Annotated in this window: 23 protein-coding genes; 6 read left to right on the plus strand and 17 right to left on the minus strand. The window is 44.4% G+C overall.

The window, feature by feature from the left end; genetic code table 11:
• The first annotated feature begins 35 nt into the window (after window positions 1–35).
• Window positions 36–5,390 (plus strand): PKD-like domain-containing protein, encoded by a 5,355-nt coding sequence (locus SNE26_RS25785; RefSeq protein WP_321556723.1) that lies wholly within the window; start codon window positions 36–38, stop codon window positions 5,388–5,390.
• A gap of 34 nt (window positions 5,391–5,424) precedes the next feature.
• On the opposite strand, the gene SNE26_RS25790 is transcribed toward SNE26_RS25785, so the two are convergent.
• Together SNE26_RS25790 and SNE26_RS25795 are read right to left on the minus strand one after the other, a co-directional pair.
• Window positions 5,425–6,198, minus strand: a complete 774-nt coding sequence (locus tag SNE26_RS25790) for a GDSL-type esterase/lipase family protein (RefSeq protein ID WP_321556724.1) — start codon at window positions 6,196–6,198, stop codon at window positions 5,425–5,427.
• Window positions 6,199–6,229: 31 nt separating this feature from the next.
• Window positions 6,230–8,347, minus strand: a complete 2,118-nt coding sequence (locus tag SNE26_RS25795) for a prolyl oligopeptidase family serine peptidase (RefSeq protein ID WP_321556725.1) — start codon at window positions 8,345–8,347, stop codon at window positions 6,230–6,232.
• 338 nt (window positions 8,348–8,685) lie between these two features.
• Between SNE26_RS25795 and SNE26_RS25800 the strand changes: the two genes are divergently transcribed.
• On the plus strand, window positions 8,686–9,441 hold the full coding sequence (locus SNE26_RS25800; RefSeq protein WP_321556726.1) for a hypothetical protein: 756 nt from the start codon (window positions 8,686–8,688) through the stop codon (window positions 9,439–9,441).
• Window positions 9,442–9,547: 106 nt separating this feature from the next.
• On the opposite strand, the gene SNE26_RS25805 is transcribed toward SNE26_RS25800, so the two are convergent.
• Together SNE26_RS25805 and SNE26_RS25810 are read right to left on the minus strand one after the other, a co-directional pair.
• A complete protein-coding gene (locus SNE26_RS25805) occupies window positions 9,548–9,898 on the minus strand; it encodes a hypothetical protein (protein ID WP_321556727.1) in 351 nt (116 codons plus the stop codon).
• An 11-nt stretch (window positions 9,899–9,909) separates the two neighbouring features.
• Entirely contained in the window at window positions 9,910–10,152 is a 243-nt protein-coding gene (locus SNE26_RS25810) for a hypothetical protein (RefSeq protein WP_321556728.1), read from the minus strand.
• Window positions 10,153–10,267: 115 nt separating this feature from the next.
• On the opposite strand from SNE26_RS25810, the gene SNE26_RS25815 reads away from it, so the two are divergent.
• Window positions 10,268–11,026, plus strand: a complete 759-nt coding sequence (locus SNE26_RS25815) for a UDP-2,3-diacylglucosamine diphosphatase (protein ID WP_321556729.1) — start codon at window positions 10,268–10,270, stop codon at window positions 11,024–11,026.
• A gap of 20 nt (window positions 11,027–11,046) precedes the next feature.
• Here SNE26_RS25815 and SNE26_RS25820 read toward each other — a convergent pair whose 3' ends face one another.
• Together SNE26_RS25820 and SNE26_RS25825 are read right to left on the minus strand one after the other, a co-directional pair.
• Window positions 11,047–11,394 carry an SHOCT domain-containing protein gene (locus tag SNE26_RS25820; RefSeq protein ID WP_321556730.1) on the minus strand — a complete coding sequence of 116 codons (348 nt, stop codon included), beginning with the start codon at window positions 11,392–11,394 and terminating at the stop codon, window positions 11,047–11,049.
• A 137-nt stretch (window positions 11,395–11,531) separates the two neighbouring features.
• Window positions 11,532–11,681: a hypothetical protein gene (locus SNE26_RS25825; protein ID WP_321556731.1), complete on the minus strand. Its 150-nt coding sequence runs from the start codon at window positions 11,679–11,681 to the stop codon at window positions 11,532–11,534.
• Window positions 11,682–11,693: 12 nt separating this feature from the next.
• Between SNE26_RS25825 and prfA the strand changes: the two genes are divergently transcribed.
• Window positions 11,694–12,767: a peptide chain release factor 1 gene (prfA, locus tag SNE26_RS25830; protein WP_091167385.1), complete on the plus strand. Its 1,074-nt coding sequence runs from the start codon at window positions 11,694–11,696 to the stop codon at window positions 12,765–12,767.
• Between the two features lie 250 nt (window positions 12,768–13,017).
• Here the strand turns inward: prfA and SNE26_RS25835 are convergent, their stop codons facing one another.
• The 7 genes from SNE26_RS25835 to SNE26_RS25865 form a co-directional block, all read right to left on the minus strand.
• Window positions 13,018–15,288, minus strand: a complete 2,271-nt coding sequence (locus SNE26_RS25835) for a Tex family protein (protein ID WP_321556732.1) — start codon at window positions 15,286–15,288, stop codon at window positions 13,018–13,020.
• Between the two features lie 199 nt (window positions 15,289–15,487).
• Window positions 15,488–16,834: a DUF58 domain-containing protein gene (locus SNE26_RS25840; protein ID WP_321556733.1), complete on the minus strand. Its 1,347-nt coding sequence runs from the start codon at window positions 16,832–16,834 to the stop codon at window positions 15,488–15,490.
• A gap of 8 nt (window positions 16,835–16,842) precedes the next feature.
• The gene (locus tag SNE26_RS25845; protein WP_321556734.1) at window positions 16,843–17,820 is read right to left on the minus strand and encodes a MoxR family ATPase; all 978 of its coding nucleotides are present in this window, start codon (window positions 17,818–17,820) and stop codon (window positions 16,843–16,845) included.
• A 2-nt stretch (window positions 17,821–17,822) separates the two neighbouring features.
• On the minus strand, window positions 17,823–19,004 hold the full coding sequence (locus SNE26_RS25850; protein ID WP_321556735.1) for a DUF4350 domain-containing protein: 1,182 nt from the start codon (window positions 19,002–19,004) through the stop codon (window positions 17,823–17,825).
• A complete protein-coding gene (locus SNE26_RS25855; protein ID WP_321556736.1) occupies window positions 19,001–19,765 on the minus strand; it encodes a DUF4129 domain-containing protein in 765 nt (254 codons plus the stop codon). The genes SNE26_RS25850 and SNE26_RS25855 overlap by 4 nt, the downstream gene beginning before the upstream one ends.
• Window positions 19,766–19,772: 7 nt before the next feature.
• Window positions 19,773–20,645, minus strand: a complete 873-nt coding sequence (locus tag SNE26_RS25860) for a hypothetical protein (protein ID WP_321556737.1) — start codon at window positions 20,643–20,645, stop codon at window positions 19,773–19,775.
• Entirely contained in the window at window positions 20,646–21,608 is a 963-nt protein-coding gene (locus SNE26_RS25865) for a stage II sporulation protein M (protein ID WP_321556738.1), read from the minus strand.
• A 90-nt stretch (window positions 21,609–21,698) separates the two neighbouring features.
• Here SNE26_RS25865 and SNE26_RS25870 point away from each other — a divergent pair, with 90 nt between their 5' ends.
• Complete coding sequence (locus SNE26_RS25870) at window positions 21,699–22,433, plus strand: RDD family protein (protein ID WP_321556739.1); 735 nt, start codon at window positions 21,699–21,701, stop codon at window positions 22,431–22,433.
• A gap of 52 nt (window positions 22,434–22,485) precedes the next feature.
• On the opposite strand, the gene SNE26_RS25875 is transcribed toward SNE26_RS25870, so the two are convergent.
• The gene (locus SNE26_RS25875) at window positions 22,486–22,830 is read right to left on the minus strand and encodes a DUF2752 domain-containing protein (RefSeq protein ID WP_321556740.1); all 345 of its coding nucleotides are present in this window, start codon (window positions 22,828–22,830) and stop codon (window positions 22,486–22,488) included.
• Window positions 22,830–23,297, minus strand: a complete 468-nt coding sequence (locus tag SNE26_RS25880; protein ID WP_321556741.1) for a DUF5684 domain-containing protein — start codon at window positions 23,295–23,297, stop codon at window positions 22,830–22,832. Before SNE26_RS25880 ends, SNE26_RS25875 begins: the two co-directional genes overlap by 1 nt.
• 141 nt (window positions 23,298–23,438) lie before the next feature.
• Here SNE26_RS25880 and SNE26_RS25885 point away from each other — a divergent pair, with 141 nt between their 5' ends.
• Window positions 23,439–24,866, plus strand: coding sequence for an L-serine ammonia-lyase (locus tag SNE26_RS25885; protein ID WP_321556742.1), 1,428 nt, complete (start codon window positions 23,439–23,441; stop codon window positions 24,864–24,866).
• Window positions 24,867–24,869: 3 nt separating this feature from the next.
• Here SNE26_RS25885 and SNE26_RS25890 read toward each other — a convergent pair whose 3' ends face one another.
• Both SNE26_RS25890 and SNE26_RS25895 read right to left on the minus strand, forming a co-directional pair.
• Complete coding sequence (locus SNE26_RS25890; RefSeq protein ID WP_321556743.1) at window positions 24,870–25,331, minus strand: RES family NAD+ phosphorylase; 462 nt, start codon at window positions 25,329–25,331, stop codon at window positions 24,870–24,872.
• Window positions 25,328–25,735: an antitoxin Xre/MbcA/ParS toxin-binding domain-containing protein gene (locus SNE26_RS25895; RefSeq protein ID WP_321556744.1), complete on the minus strand. Its 408-nt coding sequence runs from the start codon at window positions 25,733–25,735 to the stop codon at window positions 25,328–25,330. The genes SNE26_RS25890 and SNE26_RS25895 overlap by 4 nt, the downstream gene beginning before the upstream one ends.
• Between the last annotated feature and the right edge of the window lie 45 nt (window positions 25,736–25,780).

Consider the following 25,780-nt stretch of genomic DNA (forward strand, 5'->3'; position numbering starts at 1 on the left):
GCTTGCAGCCACATTTATTGAGTATAAAGAGACTTATGAAGAACATTAATAAGCCGTTACTTGTACTATTCCTGCTGATCATTTGTTCGTTTGCCGGGTATAGTCAAGTTTGTACATTGAATGTAACTATATCCTCAACAGCGAATACGATATGTTCGGGAAAGAATGTAACATTAACCGCTAATCTATCAGGCGGTACAGGTCCATTTACCTATATCTGGAACACGGGTGAAAATACACCGTCTATTGACGTAAACAAAGCCGGCACTTATACTGTTACGGTTAGCGATAAAACCCCCGGCTGCCAGCCAAAAGTTGCCAGTTTTTCGGTTACTGCTGTCGCTTCTCCAAACCCGCCTACGGTTGGCAACCAGGTTGTTTGCCCTAATACTTCGGCAACATTAACGGCAACGGCTCCCGGAGGGACTTACCAGTGGTACGATGCTGATGGCAATTTCCTGTTTACGGGTAATCCATATGTAACAGCCCCAATTACCCAGGGTACCGTTTTTTATGTAGAAACGACGATAGGCAGCTGTACCAGTACACGAAGCTCGGTTGTTGTTAATGTAACAGGCCGGCCAACTGTTCAGGCAGATCCGGTATGCTCGGGCAGTTCTGCAACCTTAATAGCATCAGGAGCCGATAGTTATGCCTGGTATGCAAATTCGTCGGGAACAGGTACGCCTTTGAGCAACAATGCAACCTTTATAACCCCCGCTTTAACTGCAAATACCACCTATTATCTTTTTACGGTAATTAAAGGTTGTGCCAGCTCCGGTATACCTGTAGTTGCCCGGATCAATGCACCGCCGCCCGCTCCGGTGGTAGGCTCCAACAGTGTTTGTTCAGGATCATCAATTAACCTGCACGCCGATGCTGAAGGGGTGGTTGAATGGTATGATGTGCCGTCGGGTGGTACACCGCTAATTTCAAGTCCGGATTATACAACCCCGGCGCTTACATCTCCGGTAACCTATTACGTGCAAACACGCACAGGCGATTGTACAAGTAACCGCATTGCAGTGCCTGTATCTGTAACGCCGGTACCTGCCGCGCCGCCTTCGCAATCGCCGGCTACCTGTTATGGCACCAGTGTTACCTTAACAGCCGATCCGTCGCCCACCGGTACATATAACTGGTATACGGCGGCTACAGGTGGCAGTTCGGTTGGTACCGGCAATACTTTTCAAACCCCGGTTTTAACAAGTGATAAAACTTATTATGTTGAGCATACTACCGGCGGGTGTACAAGCGGCCGCACCCCGGTAACCGTTACTGTAACTCCTGCCCCCGAGCAACCAATAGTGCCTGACGGACCGATAATCTGTAATGGGTCATCAACTTCATTAACTGCAACATCGGCACAAAGCGGAACTTTTCAATGGTTCACCGCGGCCACCGGCGGCACTTCCATATTTTCTGGTGATACATTTATAACCCCGGCTTTAACAGCTACCACCACCTATTATGTTCAAACAACGGTAGGGGCGTGTATCAGCGACAGATCGGCAATTACAGTGACTGTACTTGACCCTATCCCTGCCCCTGCCGTGCAACCGGTTCCGGCAATATGTTCCGGTACCGCGGCTACACTTACAGCAACAGGCTCACCCGATGATTATGAGTGGTATGACCAGGCCACCGGCGGCAATCTTTTAATAACCGGCAATACCTATGTTACGCCCGAGCTAACAGCAAATGCAACTTATTATGTACAAAGCACAGCTAATGGCTGCAGCGGCCCGCGTACTGCGGTAACCGTGCAGGTTAACCCACCGCCTGCCGCTCCAACTGTTAATGGTACCGCAACGGTATGCCCGGGCGAACCAGCCAGTTTAAGCGCCCCGGCTTCGGGCGAAACCATTCAATGGTATACTGATGCAGCAGGCGGTACGCCGGTGCATACAGGTAACACTTATACTACCGACCCCTTGTTTGCGCAAACAACTTTTTATGCCCAGGCGGTCAATGGTACATGTGTTAGTCCGCGTACTGCTTTCACCGTATCGATAACACCTGTTATTGACCCTCAGTTCCGTTATCCTTCGGGCACGATATGTACTTCAGGAAGTAATGTTGCGCCTGTTATTTATAATCCGGCAGGAGGTACCTTTTCGTCAACACCAGGGCTTGTTTTTGTAAGTAACACAACCGGCGAGATCAATGTGGCAGCAAGTACGACAGGTAAATATACTATTGCTTTTACCTATGGGGGCACATGTGCGGGAACGGCCAGCCAAAGCATATCCATAGTAACAACACCGGATGCTACTTTTTCATATGATACCCCTATCTGTAACAATGTAAAAAACCCGCTGCCTGTTTTTCAGCCGGGGGCAAGCGCCGGCGTATTCAGCGAATCAACCGGTAATATAGTATTTAAAAATGCCAGTACCGGCGAGATAGACCTGGACAAAAGCCATACCGGAACATACATTGTTACCAATACAATTGCCGCGAGCAGCGGCTGTGCACAAAGTATCGCTACCAGCCAGATAACTATTTACAATAAGGTTATGATTTATGCCGGTCCGGATCAAACCGTACAGCAGGGCGTTCCGGTACAACTGGCCGGAAATTTTGAAGGAGGAGCTACATCTGTAAAATGGACTGGCGGCGCGGGTACCTTCTCCGACCCAACAGATAAAAATGCTATTTACACCCCGGCTCCCGGCGAAAAAACGGTAAAACTAACTTTAACATCTGATAATCCTGCCGGTCCGTGCCTGTCAAAGTCAAGCACGGTTACCATAACTATAAATCCGGTACCCGCAGCCCCAACTGCCCCTGGTAAATCTGTTTGTAAAGGCAGTACAACTAACCTCACAGCCACTGCGCCGGGTGGAACATACCGCTGGTACAGCGATGCTACAGGCGGACCAGCCCTTAAAGTTGGCCCTATATTTACTACCCCGCCAATACTGAACGATATTACTTACTATGTTGAAACCACGGTTGGGGGGATTACCAGCAAGCGTACTCCTGTATTGGTTCAGGCGGTGGCCCCGCCTTCGCCGCCGGTGGTTACCCAGGGCCCGGTTTGTGAGGGCCAGCCGGCAACGCTAACGGCAAGTGGCTCAACGGGTACTTATACATGGTACAACGTTCCTGTTGGCGGCAGCCCTATAAAGCAGGGAAACCCATTTACTACAACAAATTTAACAACCAACCGCACTTATTATGTTGAGACCAAGGTTAACGATTGTACCAGTGAGCGTACTAAAGTTGACGTAGTGGTTACGCCTGCCCCGAACATAACAAGCGGTAACAGCGACGTTGTGTGTAGTGGCACAGCGTTAAATTATACCATGACTGCCGATCAGCCCGGTACAACTTTTTCATGGGACCGCCCTGCCGTTGCCGGTATCAGCAACCCAGCGGTAACAGGCCAAACAACAAGCTCAATTACCGAAACACTTATTAACACTAATCCCAGTGGTGCAGCTGTTGATGTGACTTATAACATAACACCTTATTTAAACGGTTGCCCCGGGCCCATATTCAATTACACAGTAACGGTAAACGCTTTGCCAACTGTTACCAGTGCCCCCCCCGGTCCGGTTTGTAACGGCACAAGTACCAATTACCAGGCTCAATTTAGTAGCCCGGTAATGAGCTTTACCTGGAGCCGGGCAGCGGTTGATGGTATCAGTAATGCTGCGGTAACAGGGCAGGCTGCCCCTACCATAAAGGAAGTGCTTTATAATACAACCAATACCCCTATTGAAGTTACTTATATTTTTAATTATAAAACAAGCAGCTGCACAGCAACGCCATATGAACTTAAGGTAACGGTTAATCCGGGAATATCAATTACCAATGAAACCTCCAGCGAAATAATATGTAATAACACGCCGTTGGCGCATACCATAACATCAAATATACCCTCGGCTACGTTTTTATGGAGCCGACCTGCTGTTCCCGGTATCACCAATGCGGCGGTTACTGATCAAACTGCAAACCCTATTAATGAAACGCTGGTTAATACATTGACCACCTCCGTTCAGGTGCCTTATACTATAATCCCTGTGGCCTTTGGCTGCCAGGGTGCCCCTGTTAAATATACGGTAACTGTAAGGCCCCAGACCTTGCAGATTGAAGGGCACAGTAACAGCCCCGTTTGCGAAGGCAATGACATTATACTGCAAACTCAGCCTATTGCAGGTGCAACATATTTGTGGACCGGCCCTAATAATTTTAGATCAGAAGGGACAACGGCAAGCGTAACTATTCCAAAAGCTACAGCTGCTAATGCAGGGACTTATAGTTTGTATTTGATAGTAAACGACTGCCCGGGCGAGCCAAGTATGGTACCGGTTGAGGTACACAGCATCCCAATTGTTGATGCAGGAGGCCCGCAAACTGTTTGTGTCAGTGCTCCGTACATACAGCTTGATGGCAGCGTACAAAGTGCTACCGGCACAGGGACCTGGACCGGGGGATCGCTCAACGGCTTCTCCAAACAGGATGATCTCAAAGCACGATATACTCCGACAACAGCAGAAAGGAATGCGGGATCAGTCACTTTAACTCTTACATCAACCGGCAAAGATGATTGTGCGCCGGTATCAAGGGATGTTACAATTACGTTTGCACCAAATCCCGGAGCAGACGCAGGGCCGACAAGCATCGATAATGTTTGTATCCAGAGCCCGATGGTGCCGCTAAACGGACAGGTGTTTTCCGGAACTACCGTAAAATGGACATCGGCATCGGGGTTGGGGCGATTTATCCCTTCTGATAATGTACTTAATCCAACTTTTCAGCCTGATCCTATTGATATAGCCAATGGCTCGGTTAAATTAACGCTTACGGCAACCCAGGCTGATGATTGTCATACCCCTACTGATGATATTACCATTAATTTTGTTCCGCCGCCAACGGTGCAGGCAGATGCAGCCGGCGATACAAGATATGTTTTAAAAGGGCATACCATCACTTTAAACCCGGTGGTAGGCAGTGAAAACGTAACCTATGAATGGACACCGGCCACTGGTCTTGACAACGCCACTGTTAAAAACCCTATAGTAACCGGCGACCAGGATATAATTTACAAACTTAAAATTACCGATAAATCAAACGGCTGTGTGAACGAAAGCCAGGTTGCAATTAAAGTGGCGCCAGTGATAACAATCAACAATACATTTACACCCAACAGCGATGGAGTAAATGATTACTGGGAAATTAAAGGCCTTGTAGCGTATGAAAATTCTACCGTTGATGTTTACAACCGCTACGGGCAGCTTTTATTTCATTCTGTAGGGTACCCCAAGCCCTGGGACGGTACTTATCAGGGGAAAGCGATGCCTTCCGGTACTTACTATTATGTAGTAAATACCAAGATGAATAACGTTGTTTTATCGGGGTACGTGGTGATTTTAAGGTGATGGATAAGGTATTAAACCAACAGTAAATGTTTATTTAAAAATAACGCTTTATTATTTTATTGATAGCCATCCCCCAAAAAGTGCCTAAGGCTTCGGCCCCTTTTTTATTGGGGTGAAGATAAAAAGTACCTTGTTTACCATTCTCGGGGATCAGATCGGTTGAATGATTTTTTTCGAAATAGGCGAAAGCTTTCGTATCGCCCACAAAAACCTGTTTGGGGTTTGTTGAAGCATATGTTTTTACAAGCTCATCTATCATCGGCACATAACTCTGCAACCTGCTCAGGCCTTCCTGTAAATATTTTGAGCCGTTATATGTATTGGTGCTATACCACAGCGGGTGCTGGAAAATGATAATCGCTTTAGGGAAATCGGCTAATAGCTTATCAACTATGGTTTTTAAGTTTTTTTGATAATCTTCGGGCGCTACAGGCGCTCCGTGCGGCCCGTGTATGGCACTGTCATTTGTGCCAAGTTTTATCGAAAATATCAGCAGCGCCTCCCCATTGGTAAAAGCATTGGCCGCTTGTTCAACTTTAGCAAAAGTGCCCGTGCCGGGCAAAAAATCGAGCGTGGTATAACCGCTGTGCCCCTGGTTACTGAAACTTACCGTATCCAGGTTTTTTTGTTTTTGCAGATAAGCGGCTGCTGTTGCAGGCGGGGCTTCAGTAGCCGGATTGGCCAGCTGCACACCCTGGGTAATGCTGTTGCCGATGAATACGATGTTGAGAGCAGGCTTCTTATGCTGAGCTAACGCTATTGTTGAAAAGATGAACAACAGCAAAACAACTGACAGATATTTTTTCATTTATAAATTGTATACTTAAAAATTGACCCTATTACCATTTAATACCCATATTCCAGAACATGAAAGCCCATTTATCAACCTGGCCATTTATTAGCTGGGCTGTGCTTTGCCCGGCGCCGTGACCTGCATTGGTTTCAATACGGATAAGCGTTGGGGCTGTTCCCTGCTGGTATTCCTGCAGGCGGGCGGCAAACTTGAAAGAGTGGGCCGGTACCACGCGGTCGTCATGATCGGCAGTGGTAACCATGGTGGCAGGGTAAATGCCCGGTTTAAGGGCATGGTATGGTGAGTAGTTATAAAGATATTTAAACATTTGTTCCGAATCTTCGGCAGTGCCGTAATCATAGCTCCAGCCGGCACCGGCGGTAAATTTATTATACCTCAGCATATCCAGCACCCCTACGGCAGGGAAGGCCACTTTAAACAAGTCGGGCCGTTGGGTTAACATAGCGCCAATAAGCAAGCCCCCGTTAGAGCCGCCCGAAACAGCGAGGTAATCTTTCGAGGTGTATTTGTTTTTGATCAGATATTCGGCCGCGGCAATAAAATCGTCAAACACATTTTGTTTTTTTAGTTTGATGCCTTTGCGGTGCCAGATTTCGCCATATTCGCCGCCGCCGCGCAGGTTAGGGACAGCATAAATACCGCCATGCTCAAGCAATATGATGTTTGATGTGCTGAAGGCCGGAGTTAAGCTAACGCCAAAGCCCCCGTAAGCATACAGCAACGTTGGGTTTTGCCCGTTAAGCACTGTCCCTTTTTTATAGGTGATGATCATCGGGATTTTGGTTTTATCCTTTGAGGTATAAAACACCTGTTTTGATTCGTACTGCTCAGGATCAAACTTTGCCCCCGATTTTTTATAGACAGAGGAGGCACCGGTTTCAATATCCAGTTTAAAAATGGTAGGAGGATATATGTAATTGGTAAAAGTGTAATAAGTTACCTTTTCCTCCTTCTTTGTACCAAAACCCGAAGCCGAGCCGATTGAAGGCAGCTGGATAGTACGTTCAAGCCTGCCGTCCATATTGTATTGTTTGATAAGCGAGGTGGCATCCTGCAGGTATTCGGCAAAAATTTTACCTCCGCCGGTGGTGGCGCTTAATACGTTTTTAGTTTCGGGGATCAGGTTTTTCCAATGGGTGATACCCGGTTCGCCGGCATCAACCGTTACTATTTTAAAATTGGGCGAGTAGATATTGGTGAGGATATAAAGCTTGCTCCCTACGTTATCCAAAACACTGTGCTGGTTATCAAAATTGTTCACAACGTTAACAATCTGGCTGCCGGGTTTGCTCAGGTCCCTGATATAAAGCTCGTTGCCGGTTGTTGAGGTGGCGGCTGTGATCACCAAAAAACGCTCGTCTTCGGTAAGGTAAGCACCTATGTAACGACGAGGGGTTTTATCGCCGCCGAAAATCAGCTTATCGGTACTTTGGGGCGTGCCCAGCTTGTGGTAATAAAGCTTATGAAACTGTGTCATACCCGAAAGCTGGCTGCCTTCTGTCGGTTTATCATAACTGCTGTAATAAAAGCCATCGGTGCCGTGCCATGCCAGTCCGCTGAATTTTACATCTTTCAGGGTATCGCCAACAACGCTTTTATCGCCGGTGTTAATAACGATGACCTTGCGCCAGTCCGAGCCGCCTTCAGAGATCTGATAGGCTGCAAGCTCACCATTTTTGCTAAACTCGATACCTTGTAAGGAGGTGGTGCCATCGGCGGAGAATTTATTGGGGTCAAGGAAAACTTCGGGTGCACCGTTCTCGCCCAACTGGCGGTACAGTACATTTTGGCTTTGTAACCCGTCGTTTTTATAAAAATAAATGTATTTACCTTCTTTAAAGGGGGCACTATATTTTTCGTAGTTCCATAAAAACTCCAGGCGCTTGTGAATATCGGCCCGGTAAGGGATCTGATCAAGGTAGTTGAAAGTTACTTTATTTTCTTCCTGAACCCAGGCTTTGGTATCATCGGCATGGTCATTTTCAAGCCAGCGGTATGGATCGGGTACCTGAGTGTCAAAATAGGTATCAATAACATCAATTTTTTTAGTTTTTGGATATGGGAGTGTTTTTATAGTCATTTGTGCATGTGTATTGCTGCAAATTAAAACAGCTAATGCTAATAAACAGAACGTTCTTGTCATGGTTGTTTAAATTACAGGCAACTAAAGATAGCCATTCAGGTTACATTGCCGCAAGGCAATAACGGTTCAAAAGGTTAAAAGTTGTTAATTTTGCACCTGGTTGCTGTTTAATTGCCCGTGGCAGGCTATATTAGCGGCGTGAAAAAACTGCTGTAAAATAAGGGCAAGTTATTAAAAACTAACCCCTTTAATTTTTTGCAGCTGATACCCGGTGTAATTTTAACCCGAAAGCGGATCTTATTATCATACAGTATCAATAATAATGCGTTTTTTTACACGTTTGCTTTGCGGCTATGGATGCAGCGAAACTACGGTAATACAGTTACATAATAACAAACATGAAACAAACCCTTACTTTTTTTACGGCAGGTCTTTTAATGCTGCTGGCATTTACTTCAAAGGCTCAGGATACCAACGATAAAGATGATGAAACCAAAGTAAAACTTAAACCTTATGTAGGGTTAAGTATGGGGATTTCATATCCATTGGGTGATTTCAAAAAAACAGATTATAGCAATAATAAATCGGGCTTTGCAAACAGGGGCGTTACCTTCCAGCTTGACGGGGCATATTACCTGTACAGAAATTTCGGGATCGGCTATACCTTTTCATACCAGGACCAAAGCAATTTTTCATATGACGATGACCTGATACTATCGCAGGGATATACTACTGATTTTAAAGCCGACGAAGGGACTGTAACTGCTGATAAGCGTTACCGCAGCTTTAACTTACTGGTAGGCCCGCAATATACTTTTGTATGGCGCAGCTTATCATTTGATTTAAGGGCATCGGCAGGCGCTATTAAAAGTCAAACCTCACCATTGTTAACCATATCTGTTACCGGTGTTGATGCACAAAGCGGCAGTATAACCCAGCAAAGTGCCAAAGGTTATGCCTTTGCTTATGGCGGCAGTGCAGCAATCAGGTTTGATATGGGTGCCGGCTGGGGCTTATCCCTTAAAGGTAACTATGTTAAGTCGGCGGGATATGATGTAACCACAACCGGCCGTACGCTTAATGTGGGCCGTTTGGTAACCAAGCAGCCAATTACTGAAGGACAGATTGTATTCGGTTTGTACAAAGCATTTTAATTAAGCTAAAAGCGGAATGCAGAAAGCTTAAAGCTATAATATTACATAAAACAAGAAAGGGGAGATCAATGATCTTCCCTTTCTTGTTTTATCGTCATTGAAATGATCAGTTAACCGTGATATCCTCGGGCTTATCGGCCACAATTTCGGGCTGGCCTTTAAAAAATTCGAATACGCCTGTTGCACAAATGTGCTTCCCTATTATGTTAGCAAAATCGAGTTTTATTTTATTACCCTTTACGGCTATGGTGTATTTTTGCCTTGGGTAAGCCGCGCCCATATTTAACAGTGTTAATGTATCGCTCACCGCTTTATAGGAGTAAACGGTATCGCACAAGGTGCCCGTTTTGCCTGCATTGCTCTTAAAATCGGCCATTGTAAAGCCTTTCGGCTGCTGTGCCGATGATTTGCCGGCAAAAAAGGCCAGGATCAATACCGGCAGTAATAGTTTTTTCATTGTTTGGTATATCAGTGTTTTAGTGATTGCTCATCGTCATCCTTTTTATCCGGAGCGGGAGCATAGCCATCCTCAAAATTTAAGGTAAAAGACGATTCAGATGCGCGACTGGCTGCATTTAATCCGGCAACATCCGGTTCGCTGTTATCTATTATTTCGTTACCGGTATCCTGGCCTTCGTTCTGTTCAAATTCGTTGCCGGGATCCTTATCTTCCTGGGCATCATCAAGATTTGGGTTTTCGGGGATTGCCATAATTTTAATTTTTAATGTATGGTGAATAACCACTAAGGTACGCTGTTGGTTTGTGGTTATTGTGTAACAATCTTTATCTTTTCTGTTTGACTGCTAAAACGTATTTTTGCCGGATATGCCGGTTCGCGACAAACTCTATTTTGCTTCTGATTTTCATTTAGGTACAGGCACATACGCCTCAGGCCGCCAACGCGAAGATAAGATAGTGCGCTGGCTCGATAGCATTAAGCATGATGCCGCCGAAGTATTCCTGGTTGGCGATGTTTTTGATTTTTGGTTTGAATACAAATCGGTAGTGCCCAAAGGCTATATCCGTTTCCTGGGCAAACTTGCCGAACTTGCCGATGCCGGCGTGAAGCTTTACCTGTTTAAAGGCAACCACGATATGTGGATGTTTGATTATTTTGTAAATGAGCTGGGCGCAACTATTATCAGCAATGAATTAAAAATTGAACGGGGCGGAAAGAAGTTTTTCATTCATCACGGAGATGGGCTTGGCCCGGGGGATAACTTTTACAAGTTTTTAAAAGGTTTTTTCAGGAGCAGGTTTTGCCAATGGTTGTTTGCACGTATCCATCCAAATCTTGGTGTAGGCATAGCCAATAAGTGGAGCCGCCACAGCCGGGATACCAATGCAAAAAAAGAAAACCCAAAACCAGGCGAACAGGAATGGCTGGTAAATTTTTGCCGCGAAGAATTAAAGACCAACTTTTACGATTACCTTGTTTTTGGCCATCGCCATATGCCGCTTGATATTCAAATAACCCCTCAAAGCCGTTATATTAACCTTGGCGAATGGATTTCATACTTTTCTTATACCGTTTTTGATGGCAAGGAGCTGAAGCTGGAATATTTTGAGAAGGGGGATCGATAGATCCTAATAATTGCCAGGTGTTAATACTGTTCCTTATAACCGGAATTTAAAATTCTGTTTTTTTGAGCATTATACTCCGATTCGGTTATTGCACCGCTATCAAATAGCTGTTTGAATTTTTGCAATTCGTCTGCCGATGATTGTTTTGGAAAATCATAAAAGCCCTTATTCTGAATGCGGGGACTGCAATAAACAATTATTATCCCGATAAAATTAAGAAACAGCCCTAAAAACAGGCCAGGAACTGCGCCGATGGTTCGCTTACTCCCGGCATTGTATCCCCAAACAGGGAAAAGAATTGCGTATCCCAACATTAAGCCGAGAGCAATGACGATTAAAATGATTTCAGGTGCGCCTAATCCGCCCATAGTTTTTAGATTTAAGGTTTAGATATATTTTAAATAATAAATCGAATATATAAATAAGTTTTTTCATATAACAGCTAAATTACATTGTACATCATTTTCCAACAAGCCGCCAATGTTTGACGATTGTAATAAACTGATTAGCGCAGAGGTCTGTAGCGATATGGGGCATCTTTCTTACAGAAAAAATGCGTACTTTTGTGCACTTTTTGCAGCATGCCTGTAAACCGCCCCGAAACGTTAAGTCTTTCATAAGCCGGTTCAATATCAAACAGTTTTAGCTGCATCATTATTTATAAAATATGTTAGATAAATTAGAGCTGATATACGAGCGCTGGAAAAATGTTGAAGGTGAACTGAGCAATCCTGAAGTGATGCAGGATATGAAACGTTTTGCCCAGTTAAATAAAGAATATAAAGACCTTGCCAAAATTGTTGATGAGTATCATATATACCGCAACATTATGAGCAATATCGAAACCAATAAAGAGATCCTGGCTACCGAAAAAGATGAAGAGTTTCGTGAAATGGCCAAAATGGAGCTTGATGAATTGCTTGCACAGCAGGAAGTAAAAGAAGAAGAGATCCGCCTGATGCTGATCCCTAAAGATCCTGAAGATTCTAAAAACGCTATCGTGGAGATCCGTGGTGGCACCGGTGGCGATGAAGCCGCTCTTTTTGCCGGCGACCTTTACCGCATGTACATGCGGTATTGCGAAAAACGCGGCTGGCGTACCGAGCTGGTTGACTATACCGAAGGCACCAGTGGCGGCTATAAAGAGATTGTATTTAACGTAAACGCCGAAGACGCTTACGGAACCCTTAAATACGAGTCGGGCGTACACCGTGTACAACGCGTGCCCGATACCGAAACGCAGGGCAGGGTGCATACATCGGCAGCTTCGGTAGTAGTATTGCCCGAGGTTGATGAGTTTGACATCGATCTGCAGGTAAGTGATATCCGCAAAGATCTGTTCTGTGCTTCAGGGCCGGGTGGTCAGTCGGTAAATACTACCTATTCGGCCGTGAGGTTAACCCACATTCCTACAGGTATTGTTGCCCAGTGCCAGGATCAGAAATCGCAATTGAAAAACTACGATAAGGCTTTACAGGTATTGCGTTCGAGGGTGTATGAAATGGAGCTGCAAAAGCACCTGGAAGAAACATCTAAAAAACGTAAAACCATGGTATCAACCGGCGATAGGTCGGCCAAGGTACGTACCTATAACTATCCGCAGGGCCGTTTAACCGAGCACCGTATCGGTTTGACCATTTACAACCTGCCGGGCGTACTTAACGGCGATTTGCAGGAAATCCTTGAATCGCTTCAGTTTGCAGAGAACGCTGAGAAGCTGAAAGAAGGGACAGTAGCATAAGTATCGATCAGATATTCTATTATAACGAAGAAATCCCCAGCCTGATGGTTGGGGATTTCTTGTTTATGGTGAACTATTCAGGGAGTTTAATACTGATACTTAAAAAAAAGATCGTCATGCCGAACTTGTTTCGGCACCCCACGAGATAAGTCGCAAATTGCTTAGCAGGCTTGCTTAGCAAGTGGGGTGTTGAAACAAGTTCAACATGACCGGGTTTTACAGATAAGAGCGAGAATAACACCGTTTTATATTATAACTTAAATTTCCCCTTTAAAGCAGCCAGTTTCAAAGCCATATCAGTTTCCGGCTCTTTTTCAACTCTTTTATTGAAGTTAGGCTTGTTGTTACCCTGCGGGCGGCGGTCATCGTTACGGCGCTGGTTGGGCTCGCTTTTGTCGTTCTCTTTCATGGATAGGGCAATGCGCTTGCGGTTCACATCAACCTCGGTAACGGTTACCTCAACCTTTTGATGCACTTTCAGTACCTCGTTCGGGTCTTTGATGTAACGGTTGGTGATCTGGCTCAGGTGAACAAGGCCATCCTGGTGAACGCCGATATCAACAAAAGCACCAAAAGCTGTAATGTTGGTGACGATGCCCGGCAGCTTCATGCCTGCTTTCAGATCGCCGATGGCGTTTACGCCCTCTGTAAAGCTGAAAGCCTCAAACTGCTCACGCGGGTCGCGGCCCGGCTTGGCAAGTTCGGCCATGATATCGTTCAGGGTTGGCAGACCAACTGTTTCGGAAACATATTTTTGCAGCGGAATGCTTTTGCGCAGGGTCGGATTGCTCATCAAGTCCTTCACCGTACATTTCATATCCGTAGCCATTTGCTCTAATAAACCATATCGCTCGGGGTGAACTGCACTGGTGTCTAACGGGTTTTCGGCATTGTGGATCCGGAGAAAGCCTGCTGCCTGCTCAAATGCCTTATCGCCCAAACGCGGAACTTTCTTTAATTGCTCACGGCGTTTAAAAGCGCCGTTCTGGTTGCGGTACTCTACAATGTTTTGTGCCAGTTGCGGACCAAGGCCTGATACATAAGCCAGGATCTGTTTTGAGGCGGTGTTTAGCTCAACACCCACCGCGTTCACTGCGCTGATCACCGTGTCATCTAAGGAGGTTTGCAGCTTGTTCTGATCAACATCATGCTGGTACTGGCCTACACCAATCGATTTTGGGTCGATTTTTACCAGTTCGGCCAATGGGTCCATCAGGCGGCGACCGATAGATACGGCCCCCCTTACGGTGACATCATAGTCCGGAAACTCTTCCCTTGCCACTTCAGATGCCGAATAGATAGAAGCACCGCTTTCATTAACCATCACAATAGTTACGCCCGGTAAATTCAGGTTGCGCACAAATACTTCTGTTTCGCGGCCTGCCGTACCGTTACCTATAGCAATAGCCTCGATATTATATTTCTGGAACAGGTGCTGTACCGTTTTTTCGGCTTCACGGGCCTGGCCTGCACCGGTATGCGGATAAACAGTAGTGTTTTCAAGCAGTTTGCCTTGTTCATCCAAACAAACCAGTTTACAACCTGTACGGAAACCGGGATCAAGCGCCATTACGCGTTTTTGACCAAGCGGCGCGCTCAGCAATAGCTGACGGGCATTCTCGGCAAATACACGGATCGCTTCCTCGTCGGCCTTCTTTTTGGTAAGCAGGCGCACCTCTGTTTCCATCGATGGTTTTAACAGGCGTTTATAGCCATCGGTGATAGCCAAACGGATTTGTCCGGCAGCCGGGTTGTTTGCTTTGATAACTGAATTTTCCAATATCTCCAGTGCATCATCTTCTTCAGGTTTCAGGTCGAGCCATAGGATCTCTTCCTTCTCGCCGCGGCGCATGGCTAATACGCGGTGCGATGGCGCTGTTTTAACAGGCTCAGTCCATTCAAAATAGTCTTTGTACTTAATGCCTGCCTCCTCTTTGCCTTCAACTACTCTTGAAGCAAAAGTGCCTTTCTCTACAAACAGCTCACGGATTTTGGTACGTACTTCGGCATTTTCAGCAACGGTTTCGGCTATGATATCCCTTGCGCCGGCTAAAGCTTCATCAACGCTGGCTACACCTTTTTCGTCGCTGATGTATTCGGCAGCTATCAGTTCGGGGTCGATATTTTTTTGTTCTAATAAAACATCGGCTAATGGCTGTAAGCCTTTTTCACGGGCCGCTGTAGCACGGGTTTTGCGTTTTGGGCGATACGGAAGATAAAGGTCCTCCAAAGTAACCATCGTTTCGGCCTCGTTGATCTGTTTTTCCAGCCCGGGCGTTAGTTTGCCCATGTCTGTAAGCGATTTCAGGATGGCCTCACGGCGTTTGTCAAGTTCGCGCAGTTGCTGTACACGGTCGCGGATGGTGGCAACCTGTACCTCATCCAAACTGCCGGTAAGCTCTTTACGGTAACGTGAAATGAAAGGAACAGTAGCTCCTTCATCAAGCAGGCCTACCGTAGCGGTAACCTGCTTTTCGGCTACAGAAAGCTCTGCAGCTATTATTTTATAATGAATACTCATAATCAAAATTCGGACTGCGAAGTTGAGGGAATCGGCTTACAATTCAAAAAAAGATTGCTAACAAAAAGTTGAAAGTTTTTGATCGGGCTATTGTTGGCAGTGTAAATATAGGATACATTTTGTTAGCCGGCTTTTTAAAATTATCTCAACGTTGCCCGCGGCCCGGGCTCAAACTAAAATTAATTCCTGATCCTATTATCTATATTTTTTGCTTCGCTTTTATTTCCAAATACCGGTTCACCGTATTGATAGTAAGACTTTGCGGTGCTGTTAATATCGACTGGATCCCGTGGCTGGCCAGTTCTTTTACCATCAGCTTTTTATCATAAGCAAACTTTTCGGCAATGGTTTTTATGTAAATACCTTCAACATCTTTGGCCGGTTGTTCGCTCAGGGTTTTTAACTCGGTATTTTCAAAAAAGACAACTAACAGCAGGTGAAATTTAGTTATCCGGCGTAAAAATGGCAATTGCCGTTGTAATGCGGGTAGGCTTTCATAATTGGTGAAAAATACCACCAGGCTACGTTGCTTTAATACCCGGCGTGTTGTGACATAAAGCGCCTCCATGTTAGTTTCCAGGTAACGGGTTTTTTCCTTGTATAAAACTTCCATTATCTTATTGAGCTGCGCGTAATTCTTATCAGCTGGCACCACCGAACCTATTTTCTCGCCCACGGTTATTAACCCGGCCTTATCTTCTTTAAGCAAGGCAACATTTGAAAGTACAAGGCTTGCATTAATGGCATAATCCAGCAGGCTGAGCCCTTCAAAAGGCATCCGCATAGCCCGCGATTTATCAATAATGCAGTAAACGTGCTGTGATTTCTCGTCGGTATAGGAGTTCACCATCAGGTCGCCGCGCCGTGCTGTGGCTTTCCAGTTGATGGTGCGATAGTCGTCGCCTGGAACATAAGATTTTACCTGCTCAAACTCCATGCTATGCCCAATCCGCCTGATTTTTTTAATGCCGATATCAGTAAGCCTGTTTGAAATGGCCATCAGCTCATACTTACGCATTTGTAAAAACGAAGGATAAACGGGCAAAGTTTCGGCCTGCTCAAAATTGTAGCGTTTAGATACCAGGCCAATGGCCGAACGCACAAAAACCCGGATAAAACCAAACTCATATTCGCCCCGGCGCGTTGGCCTCAGCATGTAATTGATCTGCTTACGTTCGCCGGGGGCAAGGGTTGTAGCAAACCAAACATCACGTTTCTGAAACTGTGCAGGAACCTCGTCAATAATACCGGTGTTAATCCTGAAACTATACCTGTTTTCGATGTAAATGCTAAGTTCGTTCTCATCGCTGTTGCTTAACCGTTCTGGCGCAAGGCGTTTGGCAAATACCCCATCAGTTATCCGGTAAAGTATGAACAGATCGGTAATCAGCAGCGCCAGCAGGGCATAAAAAGCCACATCAGGCACAACGCCCAGCCACGGAAAGAAAAACGAAAGTAAATACAATACCACGCAGGCGGCAACCGCACCGAATAAACGGTTAGTTAAAAACAAATTGGTATATAATAGTCCGAATAGTTTTTTCACGCGCTTTACTATCGTGGCACTTCAATTTTTTGTATTACCTGGGTTATTACCTCATCGGGGGTTACGCCTTCCATCTCCTTATCAGGTGTTAACATAATGCGGTGGCGCAGTACCGGTGTGGCCACATAAATAATATCATCCGGCGTAACAAAATCACGCCCCCTGGTAGCAGCAAGCGCTTTGGCGCCATTAACAATAGCCAGCGACGCACGCGGTGAGCCACCCAACTGCAGGGATTTGCTGTTACGTGTTTCGTGGATAATTTTAGCTGTAAACTCAAGTATTTTATCTTCCACATGCAAGGCCCTCACCTGGTTGCGCAACTGGTTAATATCAGCAGCCGACAGCTGTGGTTGGATCAGGCTCAGCTGATCGGTAGTTTTTTGCTGATGCTGACGGGTAAGGATAGTTATTTCTTCTTCAAGCGTTGGATATTTCACCTCTATTTTAAATAAAAACCTGTCAAGCTGTGCTTCAGGCAAACGATAGGTACCTTCCTGCTCAACCGGGTTTTGCGTTGCGAAAACGGTGAACGGCTCTTCCATTTTATAGCGGTGCCCGTCAATGGTGAGTTGCCGTTCCTCCATTACCTCAAACAAAGCCGACTGTGTTTTTGCAGGGGCGCGGTTGATCTCATCAATCAGGATAATATTGCCGAATATCGGTCCTTGCTTAAATTCAAATTCGGTTGTTTTGGGGTTAAAAACAGATGTTCCTAAAATATCCGAAGGCATCAGATCCGGCGTAAACTGGATGCGCGAGTACCGGGCATCTATTGTTTTGGCTATAAGTTTTGCTGTAAGTGTTTTTGCAACGCCCGGCACACCTTCAATAAGGATATGCCCATCGGCCAGGATCCCGGCAATAAGCAGATCGATAGAATCATGCTGGCCTACGATGATGGTTGCCAGCGTGGCTTTTATTTGCTCAACGGCAGTGCTTAGCTTGGTGAGATCGGTGCGTTGTTCAAAAAATTCGTTTTCCATATTTACCTGGATTGGATATAAAATTGTTCAATAAGTTGATTGAGCCTGATCAGCTCATGATCGGTTACGATATCGTGAGTGCTGATGAAAATAAATGCACCGGATAATTCGCGGGCAACATCTACAGTAACACCGGTACGGTTAACCAGTTCTTCCACAAACCCTGGGCCCGGCCGGTTGGCTTTTATCCGGTAAGTTTCACGGACATACGCCAGGAAATACTGCATTTTTTTCCTGGCAATGTTTATATTATCCCTTCGTTCATAGTAAACCTGCCCAACTACGTTAACAAAATCAACGGTAGAATTTTCAAGCGGTTTGATAACAGGTATGATCCTTTGACGCCTTTTTACTTCATACAGCACAAATACCAGCAGGCTAAACAAGGCGAGATAGTAAGCGGCTTTTAATTGTGCATTCCCCAGGAATACCCTCATCGGCGAGTCGTCTTCGCCGGTGCCCTGCGTGTAATATTCGTCCCAAACTATCTCCGGTGTTTTCTTCACCATAGATAAAGCTGTTGAAGCCCATTCAGCACCCTGTGATTTCAGCAGGCTGTAATTAGTAAACATCCCGGGATTGGGCGTTAAATACAGGTTGCCTTTTCCCATAGGGTATTTCAACAAGTTGGCCTTATGATCGTCGGTTTCACCTATAACCACAGCCCGGGATGTATCAAATTTTGTAAAATATCCGGCGGTAACACCTTTATCAACAAAGTAATTTACCTCGGGCGAAAGGGCAGGGTTTACAAAGTGTATCAGTGTATGATCGTTACCGTTAACCACAAATTTATTGGTGATGCTTATTTTGAGCTCCTTTTCAAAATCGGCCCCTAAAAACCCTGCGGCAATAAAAACATCATTGCCGGCAGTGATATATTTCTTAAGCTGTTTAAAATCGGGTTTGGTAATATTTAGGCCCGCAGCTATGATAATGTATGATGATCCTTTGATGGAATCTTCGGCAATAGTATTGTAAATGGCCTGGCGTTTAGGTTTGATCACAGCACCGGGGAAAATATCCCGGGCACGCTCATAAAGTACCCGCGTACCGTAAGGAATCTTATCGGTATTGCTGAACGTAGGCATCCAGTTAACCTCTTTCGGCTTATTCATGTTTGCTACTATGTAAATAACAAACAAAGTTGTGGCTATTATAAAGTAAATTTTCAGGTCCTTCATAACAGCTGTTTTTTAAAGTTTTGAAACAACTGGTTAATATTGCCAAAAGCAGCGCCATCAATATTAAAACCGCCATACCATACATATTCAAACTGCCTGGTTAGCGAAACAAAAGACTGCCGTACAGAAGGATTGTTAAGCTCATACACATAAGCCGAATTAGTTTTTTCGGGCTGCCACTGGATAAGGCCATCATCACTAAGCTGTTTCAGGCTTCGCAGGTAAAGCAGGCGAACGGCTAAACGGTAATTATGGTTTGAAATCGCTTTCTCAATTTCCTCATCAAAATTGATCTCATGGATATTCTCCGCCGATTCGGTATAGGCCAATGGTGTTTTGCGCGACTTGCCCAGCAGCAGGTTGCCCATATCCATACCAAGAAGCTTCATAATAAAGAAGATCAGCGCACCTATTGCCAGTATTAAAAAGAAGTATTTTAAAAAAACTCCGAGACCAGGATTTACGCTTAAGCTGCCAAACAAATTACGCCAAAACCTATTCCAGAACCTGTCCCAAAATGACAGCTCATTCCCTATGCTTTTGTCGTTATACTGATACTCTTTGTCGGCCCGGTATTTATCAAGCGCATTTTCATTAAAACGATGTATATTAACCTTCGAGCTATCCATGCGTACAACCGCGGGCTTCTTTTTAGAAACGCTATCTGTTTTTAAGGGAACAGCCTTTCCGCCAACTTTAGCCACCGCCGGATTGAGGGCAAAGCACAACAGTATGAATAGGATTAGTATCGGTTTAGGCATAACTCAATCAGTATTGTTCGGCAGGCAGGTCGTCGGCTTTATCGGTATGGATGCCAAATGCTTCTATACGTTCTAAGATGCCGGTTCCGTCTTTTCTTTCTTCAAGACTAAAATAGCACAACGCTATAGCAATGGTTGGGATAGCGTAAGTAAGCATCAGGATGTTTTGAAGCATACTGAAGAATATCATAATTGGCCACGAAACATATTTTAGTGAAACAAAAAGGCGTAGTGACGCAACAAGTGTTAGCGGCACAGTAGCAATTGAACTGCAAACACTTACTATCAGCGAGCAAACAAATATGATCCCGAATACTGTCCACCAATAATCTTTAATAAGCTTAAAGCCTTTGTTAAAAGAGTAGTTAAAACTGGCATTTTCCATCACCATTATGGGCAATACCAGGTAAAATATAGGCATTAAATATATACCGGGTATAAAGCAAAACAGAAAACCAAGGCAGGTTAAGATCATCAACAGAAACGCAGACCCCAGCGAGCGAAAAAAATAATGTTTAAAATAATTCCATACATCCTGCGCGGTTGGCTTTTCTCCCTTTTTTTCCAGGTAAACGGCTACAAAGCAAAGGGTAGTTAAATAAATAAAAAACTGGCTTAATACGGTTACCAGGGCATTTGCAATAACGCCTAAACCTGCGTTAAGGCCACTATTATAATCAGATATTTGAGTTGAAGCAGCACTGTCATAAATTGCAATTTGCGAAAATGCTGTAGTAGCAGTACCAACCAGCACAAAAAAGCCGCAGATAACGAGTAATGACGAAAAAAGCGGTTTGAAATTCTGTTTCAGGAAGGTGAAGGTATCATTTATTATTTCGCCGAAATCACGGATCCTCCTCAGTTCAATAATATATTTCATTTAATGATCAGTGTTAGTATAGCTTAGGTTTTTATTCAATTTTGCAGGGTACAGTATCACATACCATATCATGAACAGTAACGATGAGGCTAATATAATAATACTTAGCCAAACAGGCATTTCGGTATGCCGGGTTACAAAACTTTCAAAAAAAGCGGCTAATAATATGATAGGGATAAGGCCTACTGTAATTTTCAAGCCCTCAAGCGCCCCTTTTTTTAATGATTGCAGCCGCGTATATGTTTTAGGAAACAACAGGCTGTTACCAAGCACCAGCCCTGCGCCTCCGGCCACAATAAACGACGACATTTCAAGCGTTCCATGGATCCAGATCACCAGGATGGATTGGATCCCCAGCCCCTTGCTGAAAAAATAGTATTGGAACGAGCCAAGCATAACCCCGTTCATCAAACTGGCGTACAATGAACCGACTGAAAAAAACAAGCCCATCACAAAAAAGCGCAGTTCAACATAAACGTTGTTGGCGGCTATCATCAAAAACATAAGGCCTGATGAGCTGCTTTTATAAACCCCAAAAGGGTCGCCTTTAGCAATGTTATCATTGGTCATGTTCACATAATCATCGCCAAGGATAAGCCTCACGAAATGATTATCATACTTGGCCGAAAGAACCCCCATGCAGGTAAAAATTGCAAAAAAGATGAGCGAATATAATAACTGCCTGCGGTACTGAAAAAACAGCAGCGGCAATTCGTATCGCCAGAAAATGGCAAACCGGTTGCTTTTCTCCTTTTGATTTTTGTAGATGTCCTGGTGAAAGGTTGACGCAAGCCCGTTGAGGTACTTTGTTGTATTTGATTGCGGAAAGAAAGTTTTGGAATAGGCGAGGTCGTCGGTAATGGCTATAAATGCGGCAGCAAGCTCGTCCGGGTCGGTTGGCTTATCGGTTTCATAAGCCTTCCATTTTTCGGTATTTTGTTTGATAAACAGCGCCTCACGCATTTTTAAAAGCAGGTTTTATTTTTTGTTAAAATACTCACAAATCTTTAATATACAATCATAATTTACACTAACAAATATATCTTTGTTAAGATGCAAACCATAACCGTACACACAACACAAAACATTGATATAGACTACGAGATCGCCGGGCTTGGCGAACGTATAGTTGCCCGCATAATTGATTACGCCATTTTCATTTCCTTTTACCTCATCTTTATTTTTTTGATTATTGGTAAAATGCCCGAAACTGCGCTGGTTATCTGTGCAATTATAATGGCAGTGATATTTGTATTTTATGACCTGGCCTGCGAAACGCTGCTTAACGGTCAAAGTGTTGGCAAGCGGATTATGAAGATCCGGGTGATAAGCCTCAATGGCAACCGTCCCCGTTTTGGGCAGTACCTGTTAAGATGGCTGATGCGCATGGTTGATTTTGGTATTACACTTAATCTTGGCGCGCTGCTTTGTGCCCTGGTAACCGAAAACGGTCAGCGCATAGGCGATGTGGTAGCCGGAACAGCCATGGTAAAAACACATCCGCGTACCAAAATTGATAACCTTACTTTCAGACCGGCCGGCGATGATTATGAACCTACTTTTAAAGAGGTAGCTGAACTAAACGACGACAATGTAAGGCTGATAGCCGATGTGATACACAATTACATGAAAACGCATAATGCCGTTGTGGTTTACAATATGGCGCTCAAATTAAAAGAACATCTGAAAATATCCACCCTGCCCCCGAATATGAATGACCTGCAGTTTTTACAGGCCATTATTAAAGATTACAGCCATGTAAGCGCCATGTCCGAGCCTTATCAATAAGCTAAGTTAACTCTATATAAAGCAAATTAACTTTGTGCATTCTGCGCTCAGCTTAAGATAAATGCGACATCTTTAAAAAATAGCTGATTAGCACAATACTGCCGTTTATCATAAATACCGTTTTCTTTATTACTGCTTTTTCGGTATCGAGCTTGAAAATTATATCGGCTATGCCGTAAATAAAAAACAGGATCAGTGGAATTGCTGCTGGGTATAATAGAAAACTTTTTTGAAGATCGCCCTGAATAAGGGCTACTACCGACCGTTGAAAGCCACAGCCCGGGCAATCAATACCGGTAAGATATTTAAAAGGACAAGGTAATAAATGCCCCTGCAGCCAGTGGATAAACCCCAACGGGCTGCAGGATGCATATATTATGGTATTATTTAGCCACATTAATAGTTTTGTGGAGGATTTTGATTATTGAAAGGATCACGGTAATCGTTCGGATTAAATGCGGTACCTTGCGCTTCTTTGGCCGATGGGCCTAAATATTGGGCTCCACCAAAAGCTAAAATTGGGAAAAAGATAAAGGGTAAAAAAATACACCCAACTGTAAAACCTTCACTTTTTCCAAAACTTTTGTTGAGAAGATTTAATGCCCAAATACCAAAAATAGGAACGGTGCAAGGTATTAAAAACATGATTAGCCACCACATAGGTTTTCCAATAATTTCGAGCCATACTATAGCGCTATAAATAGGAATTATTGATGCCCAACCTGGTTTACCCGCCTTGGTAAAAATTTTCCACATGCTAATAATTTGTATAAGACTGGTAATGATTAGTGGGATAAGCAATACGGCGAGGAAAGCCGCGACCATGCCATTCGACATGTCGGAAGAAGAAGTGTAAGAATCCATAATTTTGTTTAGTGTTTAAGTTTTAAGTGTTATTATTTGTTTAAGTTCACTGCAAATTATAAATTATTTTTATCAAAACTACAAGGCGCAACGTATTTATTATAGAACCTGTAATTATAATTTATCATTAATTTTGACCTGATGCAAAGAGAACAAATTTCGGTTTTTGATATGTTTAAGATAGGCATAGGCCCGTCGAGCTCGCATACGCTTGGCCCCTGGCGTGCCGCACAGCAGTTTGTGCAGTCGCTTGAGCAACAGGGAGTATTGCCGATAGTGCAGCAGGTTAAGATCTTATTATATGGCTCATTAGCCAAAACGGGGCATGGGCATGGTACGGATATAGCTATACTATTGGGTTTAAGCGGCGATGACCCTGTTACTTTTGAAGTTGACCAGGTAACGCCTAAAATTGAGCAGATCAAAAATTCGCATCAACTGATCATCGGTGGCATTTTGCCGCTGAGTTTTTATGCTGATGATGACCTGCTGTTCCTGTTTAACGAAAGCTTACCTTATCATCCAAACGCGGTAACTTTCCAGGCATTTTTAAGTACCGGAAAGGCAATCTCTGAAACGTATTACTCTATAGGAGGTGGTTTTGTGGTGAAGGAAGGTGCTTCAGGACAATCAAAAGCGGAGGTCGATCTTCCCTTCCCTATTGATACCGCCGCCGATCTGTTGCACTGGTGTATCAAAACAGGTCTGCGGATTTCAGAAGTTGTGGCCGAAAATGAACTGGCCTGGCGCAGCGAGCAGGAAACCCGTACCGGAGCATTGAATATCTTCACAGCATTAAAAGAGTGCATATACCGGGGATGTCACACTACCGGCCAATTGCCCGGCGGGTTAAATGTGGCAAGGCGCGCCGCCAAATTGAACGCAAAACTCATCGGTAATAATAAATACAGCAATTACGACGAATGGGTTGCAGCCATCAGGAACACCGGCGATAGTTTTAAAAACACTTTGGATTGGGTAAGCTGTTTTGCCCTGGCTGTTAATGAGGAGAATGCTTCATTTGGGCGTGTAGTTACTGCGCCAACAAACGGCGCCGCCGGTGTAATCCCCGCTGTATTGCAATACTATATCGCTTTTTGCGATGTAAATACCGAACAAAAGATCATCAACTTTTTATTTACTGCAAGCGAGATTGGGAGCATTTTTAAAAAAGGAGCTACCATATCAGCAGCTATGGGCGGCTGTCAGGCCGAAATAGGTGTATCATCGGCCATGGCTGCGGCTGCTTTGACCGAATGTATGGGTGGCACCCAGCGGCAGGTACTTATGGCGGCCGAAATAGCTATGGAACACCACCTCGGCCTCACCTGCGACCCTATCGGCGGGCTGGTACAGGTTCCCTGCATTGAACGTAATACTATGGGCGCTATTAAGGCCATTACAGCATCACAATTAGCGCTGCAAAGCAACCCCGAAAAAGCCAAGGTAAGCCTCGATGCGGTAGTGAAAACCATGTGGCAAACTGCGCTGGATATGAACTCGAAATATAAAGAAACAAGTGATGGCGGGCTGGCAATCAATATCCCAATCAGTTTGCCGGAGTGTTAATGCTTACTTCTTAAATAGTCTTGAATCAAATTCAAAAAACTCGGTTGCAATAATTTTTACGGCTTTAAAATCGTGGTGTAAAGGGTTAAGCAGGTAGTTAAAATCGCCGGTAACAGTGGCAGATGGTACCTGGAGCGCTAAATATTTGTTAGCTTTTACAAAGCTGTCCCCGATTTGCTGTGTTGCTTTGATCAGGGGGTTACTATTCCACTTTTCGGGTAGCTGATCAATGACAGGCTTAAAAATCTCGGCATTATCAGGCAGTTCAATCGTCGCCATAAAATAATCAGAAGGCATAAATCCAAGTGGTGTATGTACTGCAACTTCAAGTACAGCCAAAGCACGTGATGCGGAGGTGTAAACTACAGCGGTTCCTTTACTGTTCCAACGGCCACCGTTTAGTTCGGCCCCCCTGCCACTTAAGTCATTAATGTAAGCCTGTTTACTTAAGCGATAAACGATCATGCAAGTATACCGTGTTCAATGCGCCCCAACTCATCGCGGATCATATTGATCCCAAAGGCTGTATCTAAAAGTTCTTTAGGTTTTACCCCGCCCAGAGGGATGCTTTTATAATCCATCCAGGCGTAAAACTTATTTTCATCGCCAAAAACCTCGATGCCCTTTTTATAAAGTAATTCGATCATGATTATCTTTTCAGAATAGATGGGATCAAAAGTTTTGTTTTCTTTTTTGTAGCGTTGAATTGTACGCTCGGAAAGATGAAGGTACGAAGCCCAGTCATCTATATTAAAATGGATATGATTTGATAATTTGGTAAGATAAGGAAATGATATGCCCTCCCTTACCATGAAGGTTAAATTAACCTCATCGTCTTCAAGAAACTTATAGGGTTTTGGAGTACTCATGGCCTTTATTGTAAATTGACTATAAATTTACGACAATTGTCGTTA

The organism is Mucilaginibacter sp. cycad4, from assembly GCF_034263275.1.
Classification (GTDB): Bacteria; Bacteroidota; Bacteroidia; order Sphingobacteriales; family Sphingobacteriaceae; genus Mucilaginibacter.

What these genes read in the sequence shown, in the direction of transcription:
- SNE26_RS25860 (WP_321556737.1), bottom strand. Translation starts at nt 20,645, where the DNA reads ATGAAATATATTATTGAACTGAGGAGGATCCGTGATTTCGGCGAAATA.
- SNE26_RS25890 (WP_321556743.1), bottom strand. Translation starts at nt 25,331, where the DNA reads ATGATCGTTTATCGCTTAAGTAAACAGGCTTACATTAATGACTTAAGT.
- SNE26_RS25785 (WP_321556723.1), top strand. Translation starts at nt 36, where the DNA reads ATGAAGAACATTAATAAGCCGTTACTTGTACTATTCCTGCTGATCATT.
- SNE26_RS25850 (WP_321556735.1), bottom strand. Translation starts at nt 19,004, where the DNA reads ATGAAGGACCTGAAAATTTACTTTATAATAGCCACAACTTTGTTTGTT.
- SNE26_RS25880 (WP_321556741.1), bottom strand. Translation starts at nt 23,297, where the DNA reads ATGGATTCTTACACTTCTTCTTCCGACATGTCGAATGGCATGGTCGCG.
- SNE26_RS25800 (WP_321556726.1), top strand. Translation starts at nt 8,686, where the DNA reads ATGAAACAAACCCTTACTTTTTTTACGGCAGGTCTTTTAATGCTGCTG.
- SNE26_RS25825 (WP_321556731.1), bottom strand. Translation starts at nt 11,681, where the DNA reads ATGATGCAGCTAAAACTGTTTGATATTGAACCGGCTTATGAAAGACTT.
- prfA (WP_091167385.1), top strand. Translation starts at nt 11,694, where the DNA reads ATGTTAGATAAATTAGAGCTGATATACGAGCGCTGGAAAAATGTTGAA.
- SNE26_RS25885 (WP_321556742.1), top strand. Translation starts at nt 23,439, where the DNA reads ATGCAAAGAGAACAAATTTCGGTTTTTGATATGTTTAAGATAGGCATA.
- SNE26_RS25810 (WP_321556728.1), bottom strand. Translation starts at nt 10,152, where the DNA reads ATGGCAATCCCCGAAAACCCAAATCTTGATGATGCCCAGGAAGATAAG.
- SNE26_RS25855 (WP_321556736.1), bottom strand. Translation starts at nt 19,765, where the DNA reads ATGCCTAAACCGATACTAATCCTATTCATACTGTTGTGCTTTGCCCTC.
- SNE26_RS25835 (WP_321556732.1), bottom strand. Translation starts at nt 15,288, where the DNA reads ATGAGTATTCATTATAAAATAATAGCTGCAGAGCTTTCTGTAGCCGAA.
- SNE26_RS25865 (WP_321556738.1), bottom strand. Translation starts at nt 21,608, where the DNA reads ATGCGTGAGGCGCTGTTTATCAAACAAAATACCGAAAAATGGAAGGCT.
- SNE26_RS25790 (WP_321556724.1), bottom strand. Translation starts at nt 6,198, where the DNA reads ATGAAAAAATATCTGTCAGTTGTTTTGCTGTTGTTCATCTTTTCAACA.
- SNE26_RS25815 (WP_321556729.1), top strand. Translation starts at nt 10,268, where the DNA reads ATGCCGGTTCGCGACAAACTCTATTTTGCTTCTGATTTTCATTTAGGT.
- SNE26_RS25820 (WP_321556730.1), bottom strand. Translation starts at nt 11,394, where the DNA reads ATGGGCGGATTAGGCGCACCTGAAATCATTTTAATCGTCATTGCTCTC.
- SNE26_RS25895 (WP_321556744.1), bottom strand. Translation starts at nt 25,735, where the DNA reads ATGAGTACTCCAAAACCCTATAAGTTTCTTGAAGACGATGAGGTTAAT.
- SNE26_RS25805 (WP_321556727.1), bottom strand. Translation starts at nt 9,898, where the DNA reads ATGAAAAAACTATTACTGCCGGTATTGATCCTGGCCTTTTTTGCCGGC.
- SNE26_RS25875 (WP_321556740.1), bottom strand. Translation starts at nt 22,830, where the DNA reads ATGTGGCTAAATAATACCATAATATATGCATCCTGCAGCCCGTTGGGG.
- SNE26_RS25870 (WP_321556739.1), top strand. Translation starts at nt 21,699, where the DNA reads ATGCAAACCATAACCGTACACACAACACAAAACATTGATATAGACTAC.
- SNE26_RS25795 (WP_321556725.1), bottom strand. Translation starts at nt 8,347, where the DNA reads ATGACAAGAACGTTCTGTTTATTAGCATTAGCTGTTTTAATTTGCAGC.
- SNE26_RS25845 (WP_321556734.1), bottom strand. Translation starts at nt 17,820, where the DNA reads ATGGAAAACGAATTTTTTGAACAACGCACCGATCTCACCAAGCTAAGC.